Genomic DNA, 20240 nt, shown 5'->3' with positions numbered 1-20240 from the left:
ATGGCCAACAACCTCACCTACCAGGTGCGCAACATCGCCGAGGTCACCACGGCCGTGGCCAACGGCGACCTCACCCGCAAGATCGACGTCGACGCCCAGGGCGAGATCCTCGCGCTGAAGACCACCGTCAACCGGATGGTCGACCAGCTGTCGTCCTTCGCCTCCGAGGTCACCCGGGTGGCCCGCGAGGTCGGCTCCGAAGGACAGCTCGGTGGCCAGGCCCGGGTCGAGGGCGTCGAGGGCACCTGGAAGCGGCTGACCGAGAGCGTCAACGAGCTGGCGGGCAGCCTCACCACCCAGATCCGCGCCATCGCCACCGTGACCAGCGCCGTCGCGCGCGGCGACCTCACCCGCTCGATCGCCATCGAGGCTCAGGGCGAGCTCGCGGAGCTGAAGGACAACATCAACTCGATGGTGGGCTCGCTGCGCGAGACCACGCAGGCCAACCAGGAACAGGACTGGCTGAAGTCGAACCTGGCCCGCATCTCGCGGCTCATGCAGGGCCACCGCGACCTGCTCGAGGTCGCCAAGCTCACGATGAGCGAGCTGACGCCGCTGGTCTCGGCCCGCTACGGCGCGTTCTACAGCATCGACCCCGACGCCGACAGCGAGCTGATCCTCATCGGCGGCTACGGCGTGCGTCCCGACCGGGGGCCGCGCCAGCGCTTCGCGATCGGCGAGGGCATCGTCGGGCAGGCGGCGGCCGAGGGCCGGCACATCGTGCTCGACGACGTGCCGCCCGAGTACATCACCATCGACAGCGGGCTCAGTCGCTCGACACCGGCGCAGATCGTGGTGCTGCCGATCCTGTTCGAGAACCGCGTGCTCGGCGTACTCGAACTCGCCTCGTTCACGCCGTTCGGCGAGGTGCACCTCGACTTCCTGACGCAGCTCGTCGAGACCATCGGCGTCACGATGAACACGATCATCGCCAACTCCCGTACCGAAGACCTGCTCACCGAGTCGCAGCGGCTCACCCGCGAGCTGCAGGAGCGCTCCGACGAGCTGCAGCGCCAGCAGGAGGAGCTGCGCAGGTCCAACGCCGAGCTGGAGGACAAGGCGGCGCTGCTGGCCAAGCAGAACCGCGCCATCGAGATCCAGAACTTCCAGATCGAGCAGGCCCGCCGGACCCTGGAGGAGCGCGCCGAGCAGCTCGCGGTGTCCTCGCGGTACAAGTCCGAGTTCCTCGCGAACATGTCCCACGAGCTGCGCACGCCGCTCAACAGCCTGCTCGTCCTGGCCAAGCTGCTCACCGAGAACGCCGAGGGCAACCTCACCTCGCAGCAGGTCGAGTTCGCCCGCACGATCCACAGCGCGGGCTCGGCGCTGCTCCAGCTGATCAACGACATGCTCGACCTGTCGAAGGTCGAGGCGGGCCGGATGGACATCCACCCGATCCAGGTGTCGCTGCCGAAGATGGTCGACCTGCTGGAGGCCGCGTTCGCGCCGCTGGCCCAGGACAAGGGGCTGTCGTTCAGCGTCGAGGTCAACCCCGACGTGCCGCAGGAGCTGCGCGCCGACGAGCAGCGGCTGCAGCAGGTGCTGCGCAACCTGCTGTCGAACGCGGTGAAGTTCACGCCCCGCGGCGAGGTCAAGCTGCGCGTCGCCAAGCCGCCGGTCGGCGTCGACTTCGACGACGAGACCCTGCACGAGGCGCGCGACCTGCTGGCCTTCCAGGTGATCGACACCGGCATCGGCATCGCGCCCGACAAGCGCGACGTCATCTTCGAGGCGTTCAGGCAGGCCGACGGCACCACGAGCCGCAAGTACGGCGGCACCGGCCTCGGCCTCGCCATCTGCCGCGACATCGCCCGCCTGCTCGGCGGCGAGATCCACGTCGACAGCGAGCTGGGCCAGGGCAGCACGTTCACGCTCTACCTGCCCGCCTCCTACACCGGCCCGCTGGCGGCGACCGACGGCGGGGCGGCGCGCCGGCCGCTCATCACGACGTCGGCCGACGAACCGGCCGCGCCGGCGCCCGAGCCGCCGATGCCGCTCGACATGCCGCTGCCGGAGCTGGTCGAGCCGCCCGTCGAGACACCCGTCCAGTGGCAGGGCGACGACCCGCTCAACGGCGCCAAGATCCTCATCGTCGACGACGACATCCGTAACGTGTTCGCCCTGACCAGCGTGCTGGAACGGCACGGCTCGACCGTCGTCTACGCTGAAAACGGTCGGGAGGGGATCGAGCAGCTCGAACGGAACGAGGACGTCGCGCTCGTGCTGATGGACATCATGATGCCGGAGATGGACGGTTGGGCCACCACCTCGGCCATCCGGCGCATGCCCCAGTTCGCCGACCTGCCGATCATCGCGCTGACCGCCAAGGTCATGCGGGGCGATCGGGAGAAGAGCATCGCCTCGGGCGCGTCCGACTACGTCCCGAAGCCGGTCGACGTCGACCGTCTGCTCGAACGGCTGCGCGGCTGGCTCAGCCGGGGCCGCGGAGCCGCGTCCGACTCGTCCGCATCCCCAGCCGAAGGGTCGTGATCGATGCCGGATCGTGCGAAGATCCTCCTGGTCGATGACCGCGAGGAGAACCTGATCGCTCTCGAAGCCATCCTCAGCTCTCTCGACCTGGTGCCCGTACGCGCCCGGTCGGGCGAGGAGGCGCTGAAGGCGCTGCTCAACACCGAGTTCGCGCTGATCCTCCTCGACGTGCGCATGCCCGGCATGGACGGCTTCGAGACCGCCGCGCACATCAAGCGGCGTGAGCGCACCAGGAACATCCCGATCATCTTCCTGACCGTGGTCGACAGCGCCCCCGACTACGCCTTCCGCGGCTACGCGGCGGGCGCCGTCGACTACCTGACCAAGCCGTTCGACCCGTGGGTGCTGCGGGCCAAGGTCTCGGTGTTCACCGAGCTGTACAACATGAACAAACGCCTGGCCGAGCAGGCGGCGCTGCTCCGCGACCGCGTGAGCGGCGAGCTGCCGCCGGGCGCGGGCGACCACTCGTCGGTGCTGCCGGAGCTGTCGCGGCGGCTCACCGCGGTGGAGGACGAGCTGTCGCGGGTACGTGAGCTGGCCCGCAAGTCGCAGGACCCGGCCCTGACGACACCCCTGGCCGACCTCACCGAACGCGTCGCCCACCTCCGCGCCGGCTTCGACGCCCTGTCCTGACAGGCCCCACCGCGCCCGAACCGGGCGCGGTGGCGGCCTCTCCCCCCACCCGCACCCGCCCGCAACCGGGCGCGCGGGCGGCCTCGCGCTGATGCATAGTGCCCTGTTGCGGGCGCGCGGCAGTTGGGGCCGTCGCGGGGCGGGCAGTGGCGGGGGCGTTCAGGGGTCAGTTGCGGGCGCGTTCGAGGGCGTCCCAGAAGCCGCGGCGCAGGGCGTGGCGGACCTCGTCGTGCAGGAGGAAGTCGATCGGGAGTGACGAGCCCTGCAGCAGGCGCGCCTCCAGGTCGGACGGCATGCGCGGCTTACGGGCCAGCACCGCCTCCAGCCACAGCGCGGGCGCGTCACGGGCGACCGATTCGCCGAAGTCGTGCCCTTCCCGGTGGGCGGCCTTGACGGCGTCGGCCAGCGTGGTGGCTCCGGCCGTGGCCGCCGAGGGCGGGTTGACCGGCGCGGGCTGCGGCCCGGTGTACGGCCCGAGCTGCCCCGGCTGGTAGGAGCCCGAGTTCGGCTGCGGCGAGGAGAACTGCCCCGTGGACGGCGACGGCGACTGGGCCTGCAACGGCCCGGTGACCGGAGCCGACGACGTCGGCTGGACGTGCGGCTGCGAGTCGGGCTGATAGGTGTAGGACGGCAACGCCGGCTGCGACGCGGACGACTGCCCGCGCCCGGACGACGACGACCCGTGGGCGCCGGACGAGCCGGAGGACGGCCCGTTGGCCGACGGCTGCCCGGACGAGGCGGCGGAGCCGGCCGCGTGGCTGCCGGTGGACGACGGGGTCTGCGGCTGCACCGGCGGCAGGGACGCCTGCACATGCTGCACCGGCTGCACGGATTGCCCAGGCTGCACGGGCGACTGCCCCGACGACGGCACGGACGGCTGGCCGGGCGGCAGCGAGGGAGCGGCGTGCCCGTTGCTGAGCGGCTGGTGGTGCCCGTTCGACGCCTCGGTGATGCCGGCGACCAGGCTCACGTACGGACGCAGATGGACGGCGCCCAGCTCGACGAGGTCGTCGCACTCCTGGCGCAGCGACCGCGAGACGGCCCAGCCGCCCTCGGCGGCGATGTGGATGACGCTGACCCGGATGCCGAGGTCCTGCGCGTCGCACACGACCTGGGCGAGGTCCTCGTCGCCGCTCACCACGACGGCGTCGCAGATGGCGTTGTTGCGGGCGAGCGTCATGAGGTCGCGGTGGACCTGGGCGTCGACGCCTTCGCGCCGGCCGGGCCGGATGCGCGACAGCCGCAGCTTGAGCCCCGGGATGTCGGCCAGGACGTCGTGCTCGGGCGTGCGGCGGCCTTCGACCGTCGCTTCGTACCAGTAGCAGCGCAGCAGCGGCAGGCCGGTGCGCTCGCGCGACAGGCTGGTCATCAGCTGGAGCAGGCCCGGGTAGTCCCAGGAGACCGCTTCGCGATGGCGGGTGCCGTGCACGGCCATCGCCCCGTCTGCCAGCAGATAGCCGGCGTCCACGAACAGCGCGCAGCGATCCACTGACACCGCCCCTTTCCTGGTGGTCCGACCTTGTTGGCTCTGCACCGTCAGAGACCGGACTCGGCGGCCCTCTCTCAGGGTAATGAAAGCGGGAGATCGTGCGAAGGTGAATCCCGACGATTCGGCCCTCGTCCACCGAGTCGCCAGAACAATCACGCAGACCGTACCAGTTTGGGCGGTTTTGGGTCACGGTCGAGACCGCACGCTCACCGCCGCGGCGCCGAACAGCACCACGTCCTTGTCCGAGGTGATCGTGAGGCCGGGATCGACCCCCAGCTCGGCGCTGACCGTGTCGACGTCGACCCCGAACGTCAGCCCGCCGCCGCGGCCCACCGAGCCGTCGAAGACGTTCGACGCGTCGCGCTCGCCACCGGACGGCGTGAGCGCGCCCGACCCCAGCGAGACGCGGTCGCCGCGGAGATCGGCGTCGCCCTCCCACGTCACCAGCTCCACCCGCGCGGGCGCGGCGGCCGGCCGCAGCCCGTGCAGCGGGAAGTGCGCGCGCCGCACCCGCCCGCCGACCACCGTGCCGCCGTCGAGCACCACGGCCTGGCCGTACGGCTCCGCCGGGTCGGTGACGACCAGCACCAGACTCCACCCCGCATGCCGCGCCACCCCCTCCTCCATCGGCGCGTCGGCCGCCCACCAGGTGCCGCCCGCGCGCACATCGGCGGCGAGCCCGGTCACGTCGGCGAACGCCTGGTAGACCGGGCCGAGCGGCAGTTCGCGCACCTTGACCTCGCTCGGCCGCACGGTGACGTAGCGGCGCAGGCCAGGCGGCCGCAGCCGGATCGGCCCGCCTTCCGCGCCGGCGGCCGACCAGTAGAGCCCGGCCCACACGACCTCGCCGCCCCTCGGCACCGACAGCACCGCCTCGCTGGAGGAGTCGGTGAAGGGGTGGTCGTCGCGGTCGAGCGCCGTCATGTGCCACAGGTCGTTGTCACGCTGCTCCCCTTCGCGCCGCCGCGCCTCGGGACAGCCCTCGAGATCGTCAGGGCAGGTCAGCAACGTGTTGCCGATCGCCCTGACGCTCACCTTGCCCTCGGTGGCGAACCTGGCCGGCGCCCCGGTCGCGCGCACGCCGCTCGCGGCGCGGGCCCGTACGCGCAGCCGCCCCGCGTCGACGCGGACGGTGGGGCCCGCTCCCTGCGGCGCCGCCCCGGACACCAGCACCCGCAGGTAGAGCGCCGTGGACCGGCCCGCCGCGAGCCCCTTCCTGACGCACCGGGCGCCCCGCTTGGACGGGCGGCACTCCCAGCCGTCGACCGTGCCGGCCGGCCCGGAGACGGACGCGCCTGGACCGGAGCGTACGTGCGGCACGAGGCTCACCCCGGGCGGCAGGCCGACGCGGGCAGCGAGCTCGTCACTGGCCGCCTTCCCGTAGTTGCGCAGGCGGACGCCGACGATGCCGGGCCTGGCGCGGACGAGCGAGCCGATCGGGTCGATCGTGACACGCAGCCGCGCCTCCGCCACCTCGGCGGGCGTGGACTGCCGGTCGATCGCGACGGGCGGTGGCGGCACCCGCGAGGTCCGCTCACCCGGCACCCGTGAGGGCCGCTCGGTCGGCAACGGCACGGGCACGGGATCGACCGAGGGAGGCGGCACCGCGACCGGGCCGAGCGTGGCGGGCCGGTCGACCGGCTCGGGCCCGGACAGCGCGCGTACGGTGGCCGCCGCCACGACGAGCAGCACGACGGCGCCCGCCCCCACCAGCCACCGGCGCGGCATCCGCCCCAGCCGCCGGACCGCGCGCAGCGGCCCGGCCCCACCAGGTCCTGACGCCTTGGCCAGCGCCAGCACGTAGCCGCTGAACAGCGGACCGGCGATCAGCGGCCCCACGACGACGCGCAGCCCGCGCTCGACGTCGGCCACCTCCACCAGCACGCCGTGGCACTCCTGGCAGGAGTCGACGTGCTCGTCGACCGTCCTGGCGTCGCGCCGCGCCAGCCCGCCGCGCACGTAGTGGCCGAGCCGGCCGAGCACCGTGCGGCACTCGGGCAGCACCCCGGGCCGCGCGTGCGAGCGCAGGTACGCCTGCCGCAGCCCCTCCCGCGCGCGGTAGGACAACGCGGCCACGCCGTTGGGCGACAGCCCGAGCAGCGGCGCCACCTGCGCCGGTCCGGCCCTTTCGACCTCGGTGTGCCACAGCACCGCCCGCCACCGTTCTGGCAGCGACAGGTAGGCCCGCGCGATCGGCGACCGGTCGAGCCCGGCCAGCGTCGGATCGACGAACGGCGCCGTCGGGTCGTACCGCTCGATCTCGCCCGTCACGGCGGGGCTGGACGCGATGCGGGTGCGGTCGTGGACCGTGCGCCGCACGATCGTCAGCAGGTAGGTGCGGAACGCCGACTCCGGCCCGCCGCCCCGGCACACCAGGTCGAGGATCTTGGTGAACGCCTCGGCGACGACGTCCTCCACCTCGACGCCCCGTACGAGCTGGCGGGCCATGGCGCGGGCGGCCGTCACGTGGCGCTCGTAGAGCTCGCCGTAGGCGGCGGCGTTGCCCGCCCTGACCGCACGCAGCAGGTCGGCGTCGCTTTGCGGAGCATCGGCACTCATAGTGACCTCAAGATGACGAGGAGTTACCCGGGTCATCATTCCGCAGCGACCGCCGTGGTTAAACCGGGTGCGCGGCTTTACCCCCGGATGGCCGCGGTGACCAGGACCCTAAGCTTGTTGCCATGACGGATCGCGACAACCTGCTGGCCGAGATCAAGAACAAGGCCCTCATCCACGGCAAGGTCATCCTCTCCTCGGGCAAGGAGGCCGACTTCTATCTCGACCTGCGGCGCATCACGCTCGACGGCGTGGCGGCGCCCCTTGTCGGCAACGTGATGCTCGACCTGACCGCCGACCTCGACTACGACGCGGTGGGCGGGCTCACGATGGGCGCCGACCCGGTGGCGGGCGCGATGATGCACGCGGCGGCCGCGCGGGGGCGGGTGCTGGACGCGTTCGTGGTCCGCAAGGCGCAGAAGGCGCACGGCATGCAGCGCCGCATCGAGGGCCCCGACGTGAAGGGCCGCAGGGTGCTGGCCGTCGAGGACACCTCGACGACGGGCGGCTCGCCGTTGACGGCAGTGGAGGCCTTGCGGGAGGCGGGGGCCGAGGTGGTGGCCGTCGCGACGATCGTCGACCGCGGCGCCAGGGAGCGCATCACGGCCGAGGGTCTCGAGTACCGCTGCGCGTACACGCTGGACGACCTGGGCATCTGACGCGCGGGGCGGGCGGCGTCCCCAGGGGAGCCGCCTGCCCGAGGGGTCAGTCGGCGTCCGTGGGGACGCGGTGGTGCCTGCCCGTCGGCACGGGCGCGGCCTTGGCCGCCCGGCGCTTCTTGACCACCTCGACGACGATCGGGATGACCGAGATCAGGACGATGAGGAAGACGCCCGGCAGGATGTACCGGTCGATCTCCTTGGGGTCGACCTGGTGACCGAGCACGTTGCCGAGCAGGATCATGCTCTCGGTCCACAGCACGGCGCCGACGGCGTTCCAGGTCAGGAACCGCTTCGGGCGCATGCCAAGCACACCGGCGACGGGGTTCATGAACGTCCGGACGATCGGCACGAACCTCGCCAGGACCACCGCCCTGGCTTCCCCGAACTTGCCGAAGAACTCTTCGGCCTGCAGCACGTGCTCCCGCTTGAACAGCCGTGAGTCGGGCTTGTCGAAGAGCCTGCGACCGTAGCGCGCGCCGAGGAGGTGGCCCAGCTGGGCGCCCGCGATCGCGCACAGCGGCGTGCCGATGAGCAGCACGGGCAGCGACAACGGCTCGAGGCCTGGGATGCCCTTGGCCACCTCCGCCGAGCTGAAGATCCCCGCGGCCACCAGGAGCGAGTCGCCGGGCAGGAAGAACCCGAGCAGCAGCCCCGTCTCCGCGAAGATGATCGCGAGGACGCCGATGGTGGCGAAGGCCCCGAGGATGGACAGCCACCAGGTCGGGTCGAGGAGGTTCATCAGGGATTGCACGGGCGAGAGCCTATCCGGTGACACCGATCAGACGAGCCCGCCGCCCTCAGCGCGTGGTCCCTACCCCATCGGGTAGACAGTCGGGATACTGGGCTTGGCGCGAAGCCGTACCTTCTCAGGGAGATGAATCATGCCCATTGCCACTCCAGAGATCTACGCCGAGATGCTCGACCGCGCGAAGGCCGGCGGGTTCGCCTACCCGGCGATCAACGTGACGTCCTCCCAGACGCTGAACGCCGCCCTGCGCGGCTTCGCGGAAGCAGAGAGCGACGGCATCGTGCAGATCTCCACGGGCGGGGCCGAGTTCCTCTCGGGCACCACCGTGAAGGACATGGTCGCCGGCGCGACGGCGCTCGCCGAGTACGCGCGGGTGGTGGCCGCCAACTATCCGGTCACCGTGGCGCTGCACACCGACCACTGCCCGAAGGACAAGCTCGACGGTTACATGCGTCCGCTGATCGACGTCTCGCTCGAGCGCGTCTCCAAGGGCCTCGACCCGCTCTTCCAGTCACACATGTGGGACGGCTCGGCCGTACCGCTGGACGAGAACCTCGAGATCGCCCGCGAGCTCCTCGAGAAGTGCGCGCGGGCGCGCATCGTCATGGAGATGGAGATCGGCGTCGTCGGCGGCGAGGAGGACGGCGTCGTCGGCGAGATGAACGAGAAGCTCTACACGACCGTCGGCGACGCGCTCGACACCGCCGAGGCCGTCGGCCTGGGCGAGCGGGGCCGCTACCTGCTGGCCGCCACGTTCGGCAACGTGCACGGCGTCTACAAGCCGGGCCACGTCAAGCTGCGCCCGAGCGTGCTGAAGGACATCCAGGACGCCGTCGGCGCCAAGTACGGCAAGGAGAAGCCGTTCGACCTGGTCTTCCACGGCGGCTCCGGCTCCGCGCTTGAGGAGATCCACGAGGCCATCTCGTACGGCGTCGTCAAGATGAACGTCGACACCGACACGCAGTACGCCTTCACCCGGCCGATCGCCGACCACATGTTCAGGAACTACGACGGCGTGCTCAAGGTCGACGGCGACGTGGGCAACAAGAAGGCCTACGACCCGCGTTCGTACGGCAAGGCGTCCGAGACGGGGATGGCCGCCCGGGTCGTGGAGGCGTGCGAGAGCCTGAAGAGCGCCGGGACGAAGCGCTCGGCCTGACGCTCAGCCCGACTTTCTCGGGCTGACTCTCTCGGGCTGACTCTCTCGGGCTGACTCTCTCGGGCTGACTCTCTCGGGCTGACTCTCTCGGGCTGACTCTCTCGGGCTGACTCACGGTCCGACGGTGGGCCCGTGGCCCGCCGCTCCGGCGCCGCAGCCGCTCGGCGCCGTGGCGGCGGGCCTTTTCCACGGGCTTTCCCGCCGGCTCGTTCGCGAGCTCGTTGACGGGTTCGTTGACGGGTTCGTTGACGGGCCCCCGCGGTAGCCACGTCGGCGGCACGGCGGGTATGACTTGTCCTATGGATAACCTTCTCGCCGGGCCGCCCCCGACGTACCTGCCGGACCTGCCCGAAGCCAGGGAGGCTCTGGAGACCGGCGCCAAGGCGGCCGACGTGGCAGCCCGGTTCCCCGCCCACCCGGTGGCCTGGGCCGTGCTCGCGGAGGAATACTTCGCCCAGGGCCACGCCGTCACGTCGTACGCCTTCGCCCGCACCGGCTACCACCGCGGGCTCGACCAGCTCCGCCGCAACGGCTGGAAGGGCCACGGTCCCATCCCCTGGGAGCACGAGCCCAACCGCGGGTTCCTGCGCTGCCTGTACGCCCTTGCCCGCGCGGCGCAGGCGATCGGTGAGAAGGACGAGGCGGAGCGCTGTCTGCAGTTCCTGCGGGACAGCACGGAGACGGGCTTCGACGCGCTGGTCAAAGGCTAGGCCTTGGGACGAATGACCACGTTCGGGTAGTCTCTCAACGCAAGAGCCCCTGTCGCACTTGCGCCAGGGGTTTTCGTTTTGTGCTCGGGAGACTGAACCATGCCGGCTGCCGTTCTCGTGGGTGCCCAGTGGGGCGATGAGGGCAAGGGCAAGGCCACCGACCTGCTCGGTGGCGACGTCGATTACGTCGTCCGCTATCAGGGGGGCAACAACGCGGGTCACACCGTGGTCATCGGTGACCAGAAATACGCGCTGCATCTGCTGCCCACCGGAATTCTGTCGCCGGAGGTGGTGCCGGTCATCGGCAACGGCGTGGTCATCGACCCGGGTGTGCTGCTCAGCGAGATCGACGGGCTGGCCGCGCGGGGCATCTCCGCCGAACGCCTGTTGATCTCGGCCAACGCGCATTTGATCATGCCGCACCACAAGGCGCTCGACAAGGTGACCGAGCGCTACCTGGGCAAGGCCCGCATCGGTACGACCGGGCGCGGCATCGGCCCGGCGTACGGCGACAAGATCGCCCGGATGGGCGTGCGGGTGCAGGACCTGCTCGACCCGGGCATCCTGACCAAGAAGATCGAGGTCGCGCTGACCGAGAAGAACCAGGTGCTGACCAAGGTCTACAACCGGCGCGGCATCGACCCGGCCGCGGTGCTGGAGGAGTACCTCGCCTACGCCGAGCGGCTCAAGCCGCACATCGCCGACACCTCGCTGGTGCTGTCGAAGGCGCTGGACGAGGGCAAGTTCGTGCTGCTGGAGGGCGGTCAGGGCACGCTGCTCGACATCGACCACGGCACGTATCCGTTCGTCACGTCCTCCTCGCCCACGGCGGGCGGGGCGTGCGCCGGCGCGGGCATCCCGCCGAACCGGCTCACGAAGATCATCGGCATTCTCAAGGCGTACACCACCCGCGTCGGCTCGGGCCCGTTCCCCACGGAGCTGGAAGACGAGATGGGCGAGTGGCTGCGCACCACCGGCGGCGAGTACGGCGTCACCACCGGCCGCAACCGCCGCTGCGGCTGGTTCGACGCGGTGATCGCCCGGTACGCGACCCGGATCAACGGCATCACCGACTACTTCCTCACCAAGCTCGACGTGCTGTCGGGCCTGGAGCGCATCCCGGTGTGCGTGGCGTACGAGGTCGACGGGGTGCGGCACGACGAGATCCCGATGACGCAGACCGACTTCCACCACGCCAAGCCGATCTACGAGGAGCTGCCTGGCTGGCAGGAGGACATCACCAGCGCCAAGTCGTTCGACGACCTGCCGCCCAACGCGCAGGCGTACGTGCGGGCGCTGGAGGAGATGAGCGGGGCGCCGATCTCGGCGATCGGCGTGGGCCCTGGCCGCGACCAGACGCTGCAGATCCGCTCGCTCGTCTGACGCGCGTCAGTCGACGGTGCGCGGGACGGCCTGCTGCTCGGGCCTGGCGCGCGCACCGTCCTTCTCCGCGGAGCGCCTCTTCGCGCGTTCCGTGGAGATCACCAGCGCGACGCCGACGAGGATGATCAGACCGCCCACGATCACCTGTACGGTGACCGGCTCGTCCAGCACCAGCGCGCCGAGCGCGACCGCGACGACGGGGTTGACGTACGCGTAGGTCGAGACCAGCGAGATCGGGGCGTGGCCGAGCAGCCACGCGAACGACGTGAAGCCGACGAGCGAGCCGACCAGGATGAGGTAGACGAGGCCCGCCCACGAGCGGCCGCTGATCGCGCTCAGGTCGAGCCGCTCACCGGTCGCGAGCCCGATCACGAGCAGGCCGGCGCCGCCGCTGAGCATCTCGACGGCGCTGGCGGCGAAGGCGTTGGCGGGCATCGCGATGCGGGCCGACAGGAACGAGCCGACGGACCACGACAGCGACCCGCCGAGGATGATCACGATGCCGACGCTGCTGCCGGCCTCGCCGCCGGTCAGCGACAGCGCGGCCACCCCGGCGAGACCGACGAGGACGCCGGCCAGGGTGAGCGGCCGCGGCCGGTCGCGTACGGCGAACCTGAACACCACCAGCCACAGCGGGACGGACGCCACGAGCAGGGCGGCCAGGCCCGTCGAGATGTGCTGCTCGGCGACCGCGACCATGCCGTTGCCGAAGGTGAGCAGCAGCAGCCCGACCAGCGCGGCGCCGAAGAACTGCCGGCGGGTCATCCGGAACGCCTCCCGGCCCGAGCGGGCCAGCAGGAACCCGCCGAGCAGCGTGGCGGCGGCGAAGAAGCGCATGGCGCCCGACAACAGCGGGGGGATGGTCTCCACCGCGAGCGCGATGCCGAGGTACGTGGAGCCCCAGACCACGTAGACGATGGCGAGAGCTCCCCAGACGGCCGGGGTCACCTTGGGGTCAGGGGCGTTTGCGGTCATGACTCATGACAGTAGCGCCGCGCGGAAGTAGTTCGTCTGGGTATTTCAGACCGTGAGATGACGTGACGGGAAATTTCGACTATCGGCGATCAGCCGGGCGACAGGCGATCTTTTTCCGGTGGCGGGGCGCGCCGGGCCTCGGGCGGGAGTGCCCCAGTGCCCCTCGCGAGCGCCGTGCGTGCGGCTACGGGCGTACGGTGCGGATTCCCTCATGTCGGGTAGCGCCGATGCGACGGGCCTGCCATGCGGGACTACAGCCGCTCGCCGGGGAGTGGTCACCCGAACGAAATTGGCGCCCCCGTCCGAATCACAGTCGATCGGGGGCGTCCGAGAACATACCCGCATCCGCCCGCGTCAACCAACCAGTTCACAAGAGACGGTACGGGAGAACTTCGCCATGTACTGATTTATCACCCCGAGGTGCCCCCAACCCCCACCAAAACACATGACCACTCCGAAGCCCTCCACCTTCAAGAGAGTCCGGAAGGCAGAAAGGGCGGCTTCGGCGGGCCCGAAGGCCCCTCCGCCTTCAAGGGCGAGCGCCCGCGACTCGGGAGACAGGAAGGGCGGCCCCGGAGGAACCCGCCTTCCTCAAGGAAGGGGACGGGGAATGGCTGCCCGGGAGACGGGCGGCGTGGTGTGGGCGGCTCGAGGGTCCGCCGTCCTCAAAGGGGGAAGGGCAGGACGGCGGACCCGGAACCGGGTGCGGTCAGCGGGGGCCCAGCTTCTCCACGATCAGCCGGTAGAGCTGCCGTGGCCGCCCCGGCTGAGGCGTACGGTTCGGCGGTAGCGGCCACGCGAGCCCCTCGTCAACCAGCGTGCGCAGCAACCTCCGTGCCGTTCGCGGAGTGACTCCCAGCATCTTGCCCGCGCCTTCTGCGTCGACGACCGTGTCGCCGCCCTCCAGCTTGGCCGCCAACCGGGACAGCACCTCGACCCCTTTGGGCTTGAGCGCCGTCGCGCCCGTCGGGGGCATGCGGGGCGCCGGGATGAGCGCACGCCCCTCCCGATCGACCGCGAACCCCTGGGCCTGCTTGCCCGCCTGCGTACGGGCCAGCGCGGCCCGCGCGTGCGACTCGGCGTCGTGAGTGGTACGGCCCATCCCCACGCCGACCTCGACCGCCAGCCCGAGCTCGTCCCTGATACGGCCGGCGAACGGCAGCACCCGGAACCCGTCCGTCGCCCCCGCGATCGACCCGCGCGTGGCCGTGACCAGGTAACTGTGGTCGTCGATCGGCCACACGGTGGCGTTGATGCGGTTGGCCTCCTGAACCAGGAGCCGGTGCAGCGACAGCCGCAGCTCGTCTCGCCAGTAACGCGGGGCCGCCCGGCGTACCGGCTCGCGCAGCGTCGGGACCTCCACGAGGACCACGGTGAGCTGCGACTCCTCCAGCCGGTGGTGCGCGCCGAGCAGCGCCGCCGTGTGCAGCGCCGTACGGACCGCCGCCGACGTCGGCCTGACCCTGATGACCGGGACGCCCGCCGCCTGGAGGCGGTCGGCCACCGCGGGAAGGCACGTCAGCGCTCCCGTGGTGGCACCCTGCCGGACCAGCCGTTCGTGGAAGGCCGCGATCGTGCCGGTCGCTCCCGGCTCGTCGCGGCTGTGCACGTCGGAGGCCGCGACGCCGAGATCGGTGTACGCCTCCTCCACGTCCGCCCGGCTGATCACGTCGATGCTGACCCTCTGGGGGTCGATGCGGGTGTCGATCGCCGCTTTCGCCAGCGCCGCCACCAATGCTGCTCCGCCGAGTTGCACGTACGTCGCGGGCATCGTCAACACGCCGGATCGCCGGGCCAGGTCGTAGGGGACCGGGCTGGCGAACAAGCATGCGTCGACACCGGGACCGAGCCTCGTCACCTTGTCGGGGGCCTCCTGCTCATCGCGGTACGCGGCCGCGACAAGGCGACATGGCAGGGGCGCCGCGGCGTGTCCCATCAGCATGACCCGTTCCACCAGATCGTGGGGTCCGACCACGCCAATGGTGAGGTCCGGTGTCATGGCGCCCGGGCGTGACACTCGGGGAGTTTCTTCGGCCCTCTCGACCAATGTTCGTCCCATCCTGCCGTCCGTTGCAGTGCTCTCTTTTGGAACGATCGCTCGCGAGGGCCGTAATGTCACGCCCGACTTTTCCGGAAAGCCGTTCTGGTTGGCTGTCCGACCAGATATCTCAGCAGCTCAACGCCGCTTTTCTGCGATTTTTCAGGCCTCGGAAATCTCTCGCGTAATGTCCGCCCCGAGCGCCCGCATTCGCGCCGCGAGATGCGCGTGACCGCGATCGATGAGGTATCCGGAGTCGATGACCGTCTCTCCTTCGGCCGCCAGCCCGGCGAGAACGAGCGCGATACCGGAACGCAGGTCGTGCGCCGTCACCTGGGTGCCGGTGAGAGGCGTGCGGCCGCGGACGATCGCGCGGCTGCCGTCGACCTCGACGTTGGCGCCCATCTTGTTGAGCTCGCCGGCCAGGGCGAACCTGCCGTCGAAGATGCGTTCGTGGATGTAGCTGGTGCCGTCGGCGAGCGCCGCGACGGTCATCATCGGCGACTGCAGGTCGGTCGCGAAGCCGGGGTAGGTGTCGGTGATGATGTTGATCGGCCGCAGCGGGCCGTCGCACCGCACGTGCAGCACCGCGCCCTGGGGTTGGAACTCGGCGCCCATCTGCTCGAGCTTGTGGCGCACGACGCCGAGGTCGAGGCCGGTGCCGACGAGGCTGAGCTCGCCCCCGGTGATCGCCGCGGCCATCGCGAAGACGCCGGCGTCGAGCCGGTCGGGCATGACGGTGTGCTCGACCGCGCGCAGCTCGTCGACGCCCTCGACGGTGATGAAGCCGGTGCCGCCGCCGCTGATGCGCGCGCCCATCTTGGTGAGCATGTCGATGACGTCGAGCACCTCGGGTTCGAGGGCCGCGTTCTCGATCACGGTTCTGCCCTTGGCCAGGGCCGCGGCCATGATGAGGTTCTCGGTACCGGTGTGCGACGGGGTGTCGAGGTAGAGGGTGGATCCGGTCAGACCGGAGGCCTTGACGTGGATGACGGTCTCGCCCTCGTCGACGATCGCGCCGAGCCGCTTGTAGCCGAGGTAGTGGAAGTCGAGGTTGCGGCTGCCGAGGTTGCAGCCGCCGACGCCCTCGACGATCGCCTCGCCGAGGCGGTGCAGCAGCGCGGGGGTGAACAGCACCGAGCCGCGGAAGCGGCGGGCGATCTCGGCCGGCAGCACGGGGCTGCTCACCTTCGAGGCGTCGATGACCAGCGTGCGCTCCGACTCGTGCAGCTCGACGTACGCGCCGACGGCCTCGGCCAGCTCGACGGCGCGGCGCACGTCTTCGATGATCGGCACATTGCGCAGGACGGTGCGGCCCTTGGGGGCGAGCAGAGCCGCACCGATCATGGGAAGCACGGCGTTTTTCGCGCCCTGGATGAACGCGGTTCCACGCAATGCGTTGCCACCGCGCACGCGGTAACGGACCATTCGTGCGGCTCCTTGGAATTCAACGGTGAGGCTCGAACGGGCCAACAGTAGTCGCTCGCACCACCTGGCCCGGCCGAATCATCCGCTAAAGGGAGCCCCCGTGATGCGTTCGTACGCTTCCAGGTAACGCTGACGGGTGCGCTCGACCACGTCGTCAGGAAGACGAGGCGGGGGGTTTCCGGAGGATTTGTCCCATCCCGATTCGGGCGAAAGCAACCAGTCACGTACGAATTGCTTGTCAAAAGCGTGCTGCTGACGACCGGGCTCCCAGTCGTCGGCCGGCCAGAACCGCGACGAGTCGGGCGTCAGCACCTCGTCGCCCAGCGTCAGCACACCCTCGGAGTCCCAGCCGAGCTCGATCTTGGTGTCGGCCAGGATGATGCCGCGCTCAAGGGCGATCTCGGCGCCGCGCCGGTAGACCGCCAGCGAGATCTCCCGCAGCTGCTCGGCGAGCTCCTCGCCGACCGTCTCGACCACCTGCTCGAAGGAGATGGGCTCGTCGTGCTCGCCCTGCGGCGCCTTCGTGGACGGCGTGAAGATCGGCTCGGGCAGCCGGGAGCCGTCCTGCAGCCCGGCGGGGAGCGGCACCCCGGAGACCGCGCCGGTCTCGCGGTACTCGTTGAGCCCGCCGCCCGTCAGGTAGCCGCGGACCACGCACTCGACCGGCACCATCCGCAGCGGCCGGCACAGCACGCTGCGGGAGTCGTCGCCGCGCGCCACGACGTGGTTGGGCACGATGTCCTTCAGCTGGTCGAACCACCACAGCGACATCTGCGTGAGGATCGCCCCCTTGTCGGGGATCGCGGGCTCCATCACGTGGTCGAAGGCCGACAGCCGGTCGGAGGCGACCATCAGCAGCAGGCCGTCGTCGGTCTCGTAGAGGTCGCGGACCTTTCCTGAGTGCACGTGTTTCATCGGGCGATGTCCGTCCTGTAGTGCGAGCCGCGCAGCGTGACACGGGCGGCAAGGTCGTAGGCGGCGCGGCGCGCGCTCTCCTGGTCGGGCCCGCTGCCCACCACGCTCAGCACGCGGCCGCCGTCGGAGACCACCTCGTCGCCCTCGCGGCGGGTGCCGGCGTGCAGGACGTACGCGTCGCTCGTCTCCTGCAGCCCCGTGATCACGTCGCCCTTGACCGGAGATGCGGGGTAGTTCTCCGCCGCGATGATCACGGTGACGGCCGAGCCGTCCTTGAACACCGGGTCGGGGCCCAGCTCGCCGGTGGCGCACGCCATCAGCAGGCCGCCCAGCGGCGTCTGGAGCCGGTCGAGGATCACCTGCGTCTCGGGGTCGCCGAAGCGCGCGTTGAACTCGACGACCTTCGGCCCCTTCCCGGTCAGCGCGAGGCCCACGTAGAGCACCCCCTGGTAGGGCAGGCCGCGCCGGGACAGCTCGGCGATCGTCGGGTGGACGACCTCGCGCATGACCTGCTCGGTCAGCCCCTCGGGCGCCCACGGCAGCGGCGTGTACGCGCCCATGCCGCCGGTGTTGGGGCCCTCGTCGCCGTCGTAGGCGCGCTTGAAGTCCTGGGCGAGCTGCAGCGGCACGGCCGTGCTGCCGTCGCAGAGCGCGAACAGCGACACCTCGGGGCCGTCGAGGAACTCCTCGATCACCACGCGCCCGCACGCCCGCGCGTGCGCCAGCGCCTCGTCACGGTCGTCCGTGACGACCACGCCCTTGCCCGCGGCCAGACCGTCGTCCTTGACGACGTAGGGGGCGCCGAACTCGTCGAGCGCCGCCGCGAACTCCTCGTCGGTGACGCACGTCCGCGCCCTGGCGGTCGGCACGTCGGCCGCCTCCATGATCTCCTTGGCGAACGCCTTGGAGCCCTCGATCATGGCGGCCCCGCTGGACGGCCCGAAGCAGGCGATGCCCGCCTCGCGCACCGCGTCGGACACGCCCGCCACGAGCGGGGCCTCGGGCCCCACCACGACGAGGTCGGCCCGCAGCCGGACGGCCAGCTCGGCGACCTGCCCGGGGTCGAGGGGGTCGACGGGGTGCACGGTGGCGACCTCGTCGATGCCCGCGTTGCCGGGGGCACAGTGGAGCTCTTCGACCTGGGGATCGAGCTTGAGGGAACGGCACAGGGCGTGCTCACGCCCTCCGGAACCAATGACTAGAACGCGCACACGCCCCATTCTCGCAGGCCCGCCGCACGCCACACCCAGGTGGCCGCCCGTACGCCCGACAGGGCGGGGATGCCGGAACACGCGGGAACCTTTGCGGTGTTCTTGATCCTGCTCAGGGCCTTGACGAGTATCGTCGGACGCGTTCAACTTCCCGTGGTAAGTTAAGGCGGCTTTGCGGCGTCCTCAGGCGATTGGAGGTGGTCCGGGATGAAACCTGGTGATCCCAGCAGTACGTGGCCCGTCACGTACGCCCCAGTTACCCCCGACCACTCCAATCCGGCAGCCTGATCGCGCCTCCACGCATGTGCGTTCGATTGAGGTGAATTTGTCATCGCACGTGGAGCGTGCCAGGTCGGGCGGAAAGAGACTGCCATGCGCTCGTCCACGCTCTTCCGTCGCATCAACCGTCACCCCGCGCCCCCGCGCACCCCTCGCCAGTTGATCAAGCCGCGCGCCGAGGTTCGCGTCCCTCCTGTCGACTCGGTCGTCGAGTACGGCGCCTACGTCCAGGGCCGCAAGGTCGACGCCTCCGGCATCGTCGAGGCCCTCGACCTCGTACGCGAGCACAACAAGACCTCCGAGGACGTCAACGCCTTCGTCTGGGTGGGCCTGCACGAGCCCGCCGCCCCCGAGGTGGAGTGGCTGTCCGAGGTGTTCGGCCTGCACCCCCTCTCTGTCGAGGACGCCGTCAAGGCCCACCAGCGTCCCAAGGTCGAGCGCTACGGCGACTCGCTGTTCATGGTGCTGAAGACCGTCGCCTACCTCGACCACGGCCAGTTGACCGCCGCCAGCGAGATCATCGCGACCGGCGAGATCATGGTGTTCCTCGGCGCCGACTTCGTGGTGACGGTGCGCCACGGCGGCCACTGTCCGCTCACCGTCGTCCGCGAGCGGCTGGAGGACCAGCCCAAGCTGCTCGACCGCGGCCCGGCGGGCGTGCTGCACGCCATCGCCGACCACGTGGTCGACCAGTACCTCCAGGTGGCCGACCTGATGCAGCTGGAGCTCGAGGACGTCGAGGCGACCGTGTTCGCCGACGTCAGCTCCCGCGACATCAACCGCATCTACCAGCTCAAGCGCGAGATGCTGGAGATGAAGCGGGCCGTCACTCCGCTGCTCGCGCCGCTGTCGGCGCTTCCCCAGCGCCGCGTCATCCCGTCGGAGATGCGCGAGTACTTCCGCGACGTCGGCGACCACCTGTCGCGCGTGTGTGAGCAGGTCGAGTCGTCCAACGAGCTGTGCAGCTCGATATTGCAGGCCGCGCTCGCCCGCTCCAACGCGCTCGCCAACGAGGACATGCGCAAGATCTCGTCGTGGGTCGCGATCCTCGCGGTGCCGACGATGATCGCCGGGGTGTACGGCATGAACTTCGACTTCATGCCGGAGACCAGGCAGCCGTGGGGCTATCCGGCGGTGCTCGCCGTCATGGTCACGGCCTGCGTCCTGCTGCACCGCGGCTTTCGCCGCAACGGCTGGCTCTGAGGCTTCCGCCGCAACGGCTGGCTCTGAGGGATGCTCCTATGGATGTCAAGCGACGTGTTCTTGATCGTTTGATGTGATGATTCGGTAGAGTTCGCGGGCTATGTAGCGCTTCAGGCAGCGGATGATCTCTTTCTTGGACAGGCCGTCTTGGGTGCGTCGTTCCATGTAGGCGCGGGTGCGTGGATCCCAGCGCAGACGGCATAGGACCACGCGGTAGAGCGCGGCGTTGGCTTGGCGGTCGCCGCCGCGGTTGAGGCGGTGCCGGGTGGTCTTGCCGGAGGAGGCGGGGATCGGGGAGACGCCGCACAGCATGGCGAAAGCGGCTTCGCTGTGCAGCCGGTCGTGGTTTTCGCCGACGGTG

The 20240-nt window shown here is 70.6% G+C and carries 16 protein-coding genes; 7 read left to right on the top strand and 9 right to left on the bottom strand.

Annotated elements, in window-relative coordinates:
- Together BLR04_RS38100 and BLR04_RS38095 are read left to right on the top strand one after the other, a co-directional pair.
- On the top strand, positions 1-2490 hold a 2490-nt coding region (locus BLR04_RS38100), incomplete at its 5' end, for an ATP-binding protein (protein ID WP_143022408.1).
- Between the two features lie 3 nt (positions 2491-2493).
- Positions 2494-3123 carry a response regulator gene (locus BLR04_RS38095; RefSeq protein ID WP_090774036.1) on the top strand — a complete coding sequence of 210 codons (630 nt, stop codon included), beginning with the start codon at positions 2494-2496 and terminating at the stop codon, positions 3121-3123.
- A 166-nt stretch (positions 3124-3289) separates the two neighbouring features.
- Here BLR04_RS38095 and BLR04_RS38090 read toward each other — a convergent pair whose 3' ends face one another.
- Positions 3290-4612 carry an NYN domain-containing protein gene (locus BLR04_RS38090; protein ID WP_090774035.1) on the bottom strand — a complete coding sequence of 441 codons (1323 nt, stop codon included), beginning with the start codon at positions 4610-4612 and terminating at the stop codon, positions 3290-3292.
- 186 nt (positions 4613-4798) lie between these two features.
- Positions 4799-7171, bottom strand: coding sequence for a sigma-70 family RNA polymerase sigma factor (locus tag BLR04_RS38085; protein ID WP_176903530.1), 2373 nt, complete (start codon positions 7169-7171; stop codon positions 4799-4801).
- 122 nt (positions 7172-7293) lie between these two features.
- Here BLR04_RS38085 and pyrE point away from each other — a divergent pair, with 122 nt between their 5' ends.
- The gene (pyrE, locus tag BLR04_RS38080; protein WP_090774033.1) at positions 7294-7827 is read left to right on the top strand and encodes an orotate phosphoribosyltransferase; all 534 of its coding nucleotides are present in this window, start codon (positions 7294-7296) and stop codon (positions 7825-7827) included.
- Between the two features lie 46 nt (positions 7828-7873).
- Here pyrE and BLR04_RS38075 read toward each other — a convergent pair whose 3' ends face one another.
- A complete protein-coding gene (locus BLR04_RS38075; protein ID WP_342672335.1) occupies positions 7874-8581 on the bottom strand; it encodes a DedA family protein in 708 nt (235 codons plus the stop codon).
- A gap of 130 nt (positions 8582-8711) precedes the next feature.
- Here BLR04_RS38075 and fbaA point away from each other — a divergent pair, with 130 nt between their 5' ends.
- From fbaA to BLR04_RS38060, 3 genes are all read left to right on the top strand, one after another.
- Positions 8712-9737 (top strand): class II fructose-bisphosphate aldolase, encoded by a 1026-nt coding sequence (gene fbaA, locus BLR04_RS38070; protein WP_090774031.1) that lies wholly within the window; start codon positions 8712-8714, stop codon positions 9735-9737.
- Positions 9738-10036: 299 nt separating this feature from the next.
- A complete protein-coding gene (locus BLR04_RS38065) occupies positions 10037-10447 on the top strand; it encodes a DUF3151 domain-containing protein (RefSeq protein ID WP_090774030.1) in 411 nt (136 codons plus the stop codon).
- Between the two features lie 99 nt (positions 10448-10546).
- Positions 10547-11830 (top strand): adenylosuccinate synthase, encoded by a 1284-nt coding sequence (locus BLR04_RS38060; RefSeq protein WP_090774029.1) that lies wholly within the window; start codon positions 10547-10549, stop codon positions 11828-11830.
- A 6-nt stretch (positions 11831-11836) separates the two neighbouring features.
- Here the strand turns inward: BLR04_RS38060 and BLR04_RS38055 are convergent, their stop codons facing one another.
- From BLR04_RS38055 to purD, 5 genes are all read right to left on the bottom strand, one after another.
- Positions 11837-12805, bottom strand: a complete 969-nt coding sequence (locus BLR04_RS38055; protein WP_090774028.1) for an EamA family transporter — start codon at positions 12803-12805, stop codon at positions 11837-11839.
- Positions 12806-13514: 709 nt separating this feature from the next.
- A complete protein-coding gene (locus tag BLR04_RS38050; protein WP_090774027.1) occupies positions 13515-14804 on the bottom strand; it encodes a transcriptional regulator in 1290 nt (429 codons plus the stop codon).
- 201 nt (positions 14805-15005) lie between these two features.
- Positions 15006-16271 carry a UDP-N-acetylglucosamine 1-carboxyvinyltransferase gene (gene murA / locus BLR04_RS38045; protein WP_090774026.1) on the bottom strand — a complete coding sequence of 422 codons (1266 nt, stop codon included), beginning with the start codon at positions 16269-16271 and terminating at the stop codon, positions 15006-15008.
- A 78-nt stretch (positions 16272-16349) separates the two neighbouring features.
- Positions 16350-17186: a phosphoribosylaminoimidazolesuccinocarboxamide synthase gene (locus tag BLR04_RS38040; RefSeq protein ID WP_090774025.1), complete on the bottom strand. Its 837-nt coding sequence runs from the start codon at positions 17184-17186 to the stop codon at positions 16350-16352.
- Positions 17183-18397, bottom strand: a complete 1215-nt coding sequence (gene purD, locus BLR04_RS38035; protein ID WP_090774024.1) for a phosphoribosylamine--glycine ligase — start codon at positions 18395-18397, stop codon at positions 17183-17185. Before purD ends, BLR04_RS38040 begins: the two co-directional genes overlap by 4 nt.
- Before the next feature lie 372 nt (positions 18398-18769).
- Between purD and corA the strand changes: the two genes are divergently transcribed.
- Positions 18770-19879 carry a magnesium/cobalt transporter CorA gene (gene corA / locus BLR04_RS38030; RefSeq protein ID WP_090774023.1) on the top strand — a complete coding sequence of 370 codons (1110 nt, stop codon included), beginning with the start codon at positions 18770-18772 and terminating at the stop codon, positions 19877-19879.
- 45 nt (positions 19880-19924) lie between these two features.
- On the opposite strand, the gene BLR04_RS38025 is transcribed toward corA, so the two are convergent.
- Positions 19925-20240, bottom strand: a 316-nt coding sequence (locus BLR04_RS38025; protein ID WP_143022407.1) for a transposase, incomplete at its 5' end; no start/stop codon positions are given.

The sequence above is a fragment of the Nonomuraea maritima genome, assembly GCF_900100395.1.
Lineage (GTDB): Bacteria > Actinomycetota > Actinomycetes > Streptosporangiales > Streptosporangiaceae > Nonomuraea > Nonomuraea maritima.
The sequence above is the reverse complement of the archived record's forward strand: the minus strand, read 5'-3'. Positions and strand labels throughout refer to the sequence as shown.

Excerpts from the sequence above, each read along its gene's own strand:
- corA (WP_090774023.1), top strand. The coding sequence starts at position 18,770 with ATGCGCTCGTCCACGCTCTTCCGTCGCATCAACCGTCACCCCGCGCCC.
- fbaA (WP_090774031.1), top strand. The coding sequence starts at position 8,712 with ATGCCCATTGCCACTCCAGAGATCTACGCCGAGATGCTCGACCGCGCG.
- BLR04_RS38065 (WP_090774030.1), top strand. The coding sequence starts at position 10,037 with ATGGATAACCTTCTCGCCGGGCCGCCCCCGACGTACCTGCCGGACCTG.
- murA (WP_090774026.1), bottom strand. The coding sequence starts at position 16,271 with ATGGTCCGTTACCGCGTGCGCGGTGGCAACGCATTGCGTGGAACCGCG.
- BLR04_RS38085 (WP_176903530.1), bottom strand. The coding sequence starts at position 7,171 with ATGAGTGCCGATGCTCCGCAAAGCGACGCCGACCTGCTGCGTGCGGTC.
- pyrE (WP_090774033.1), top strand. The coding sequence starts at position 7,294 with ATGACGGATCGCGACAACCTGCTGGCCGAGATCAAGAACAAGGCCCTC.
- BLR04_RS38095 (WP_090774036.1), top strand. The coding sequence starts at position 2,494 with ATGCCGGATCGTGCGAAGATCCTCCTGGTCGATGACCGCGAGGAGAAC.
- BLR04_RS38060 (WP_090774029.1), top strand. The coding sequence starts at position 10,547 with ATGCCGGCTGCCGTTCTCGTGGGTGCCCAGTGGGGCGATGAGGGCAAG.
- BLR04_RS38055 (WP_090774028.1), bottom strand. The coding sequence starts at position 12,805 with ATGACCGCAAACGCCCCTGACCCCAAGGTGACCCCGGCCGTCTGGGGA.
- BLR04_RS38050 (WP_090774027.1), bottom strand. The coding sequence starts at position 14,804 with ATGACACCGGACCTCACCATTGGCGTGGTCGGACCCCACGATCTGGTG.
- BLR04_RS38040 (WP_090774025.1), bottom strand. The coding sequence starts at position 17,186 with ATGAAACACGTGCACTCAGGAAAGGTCCGCGACCTCTACGAGACCGAC.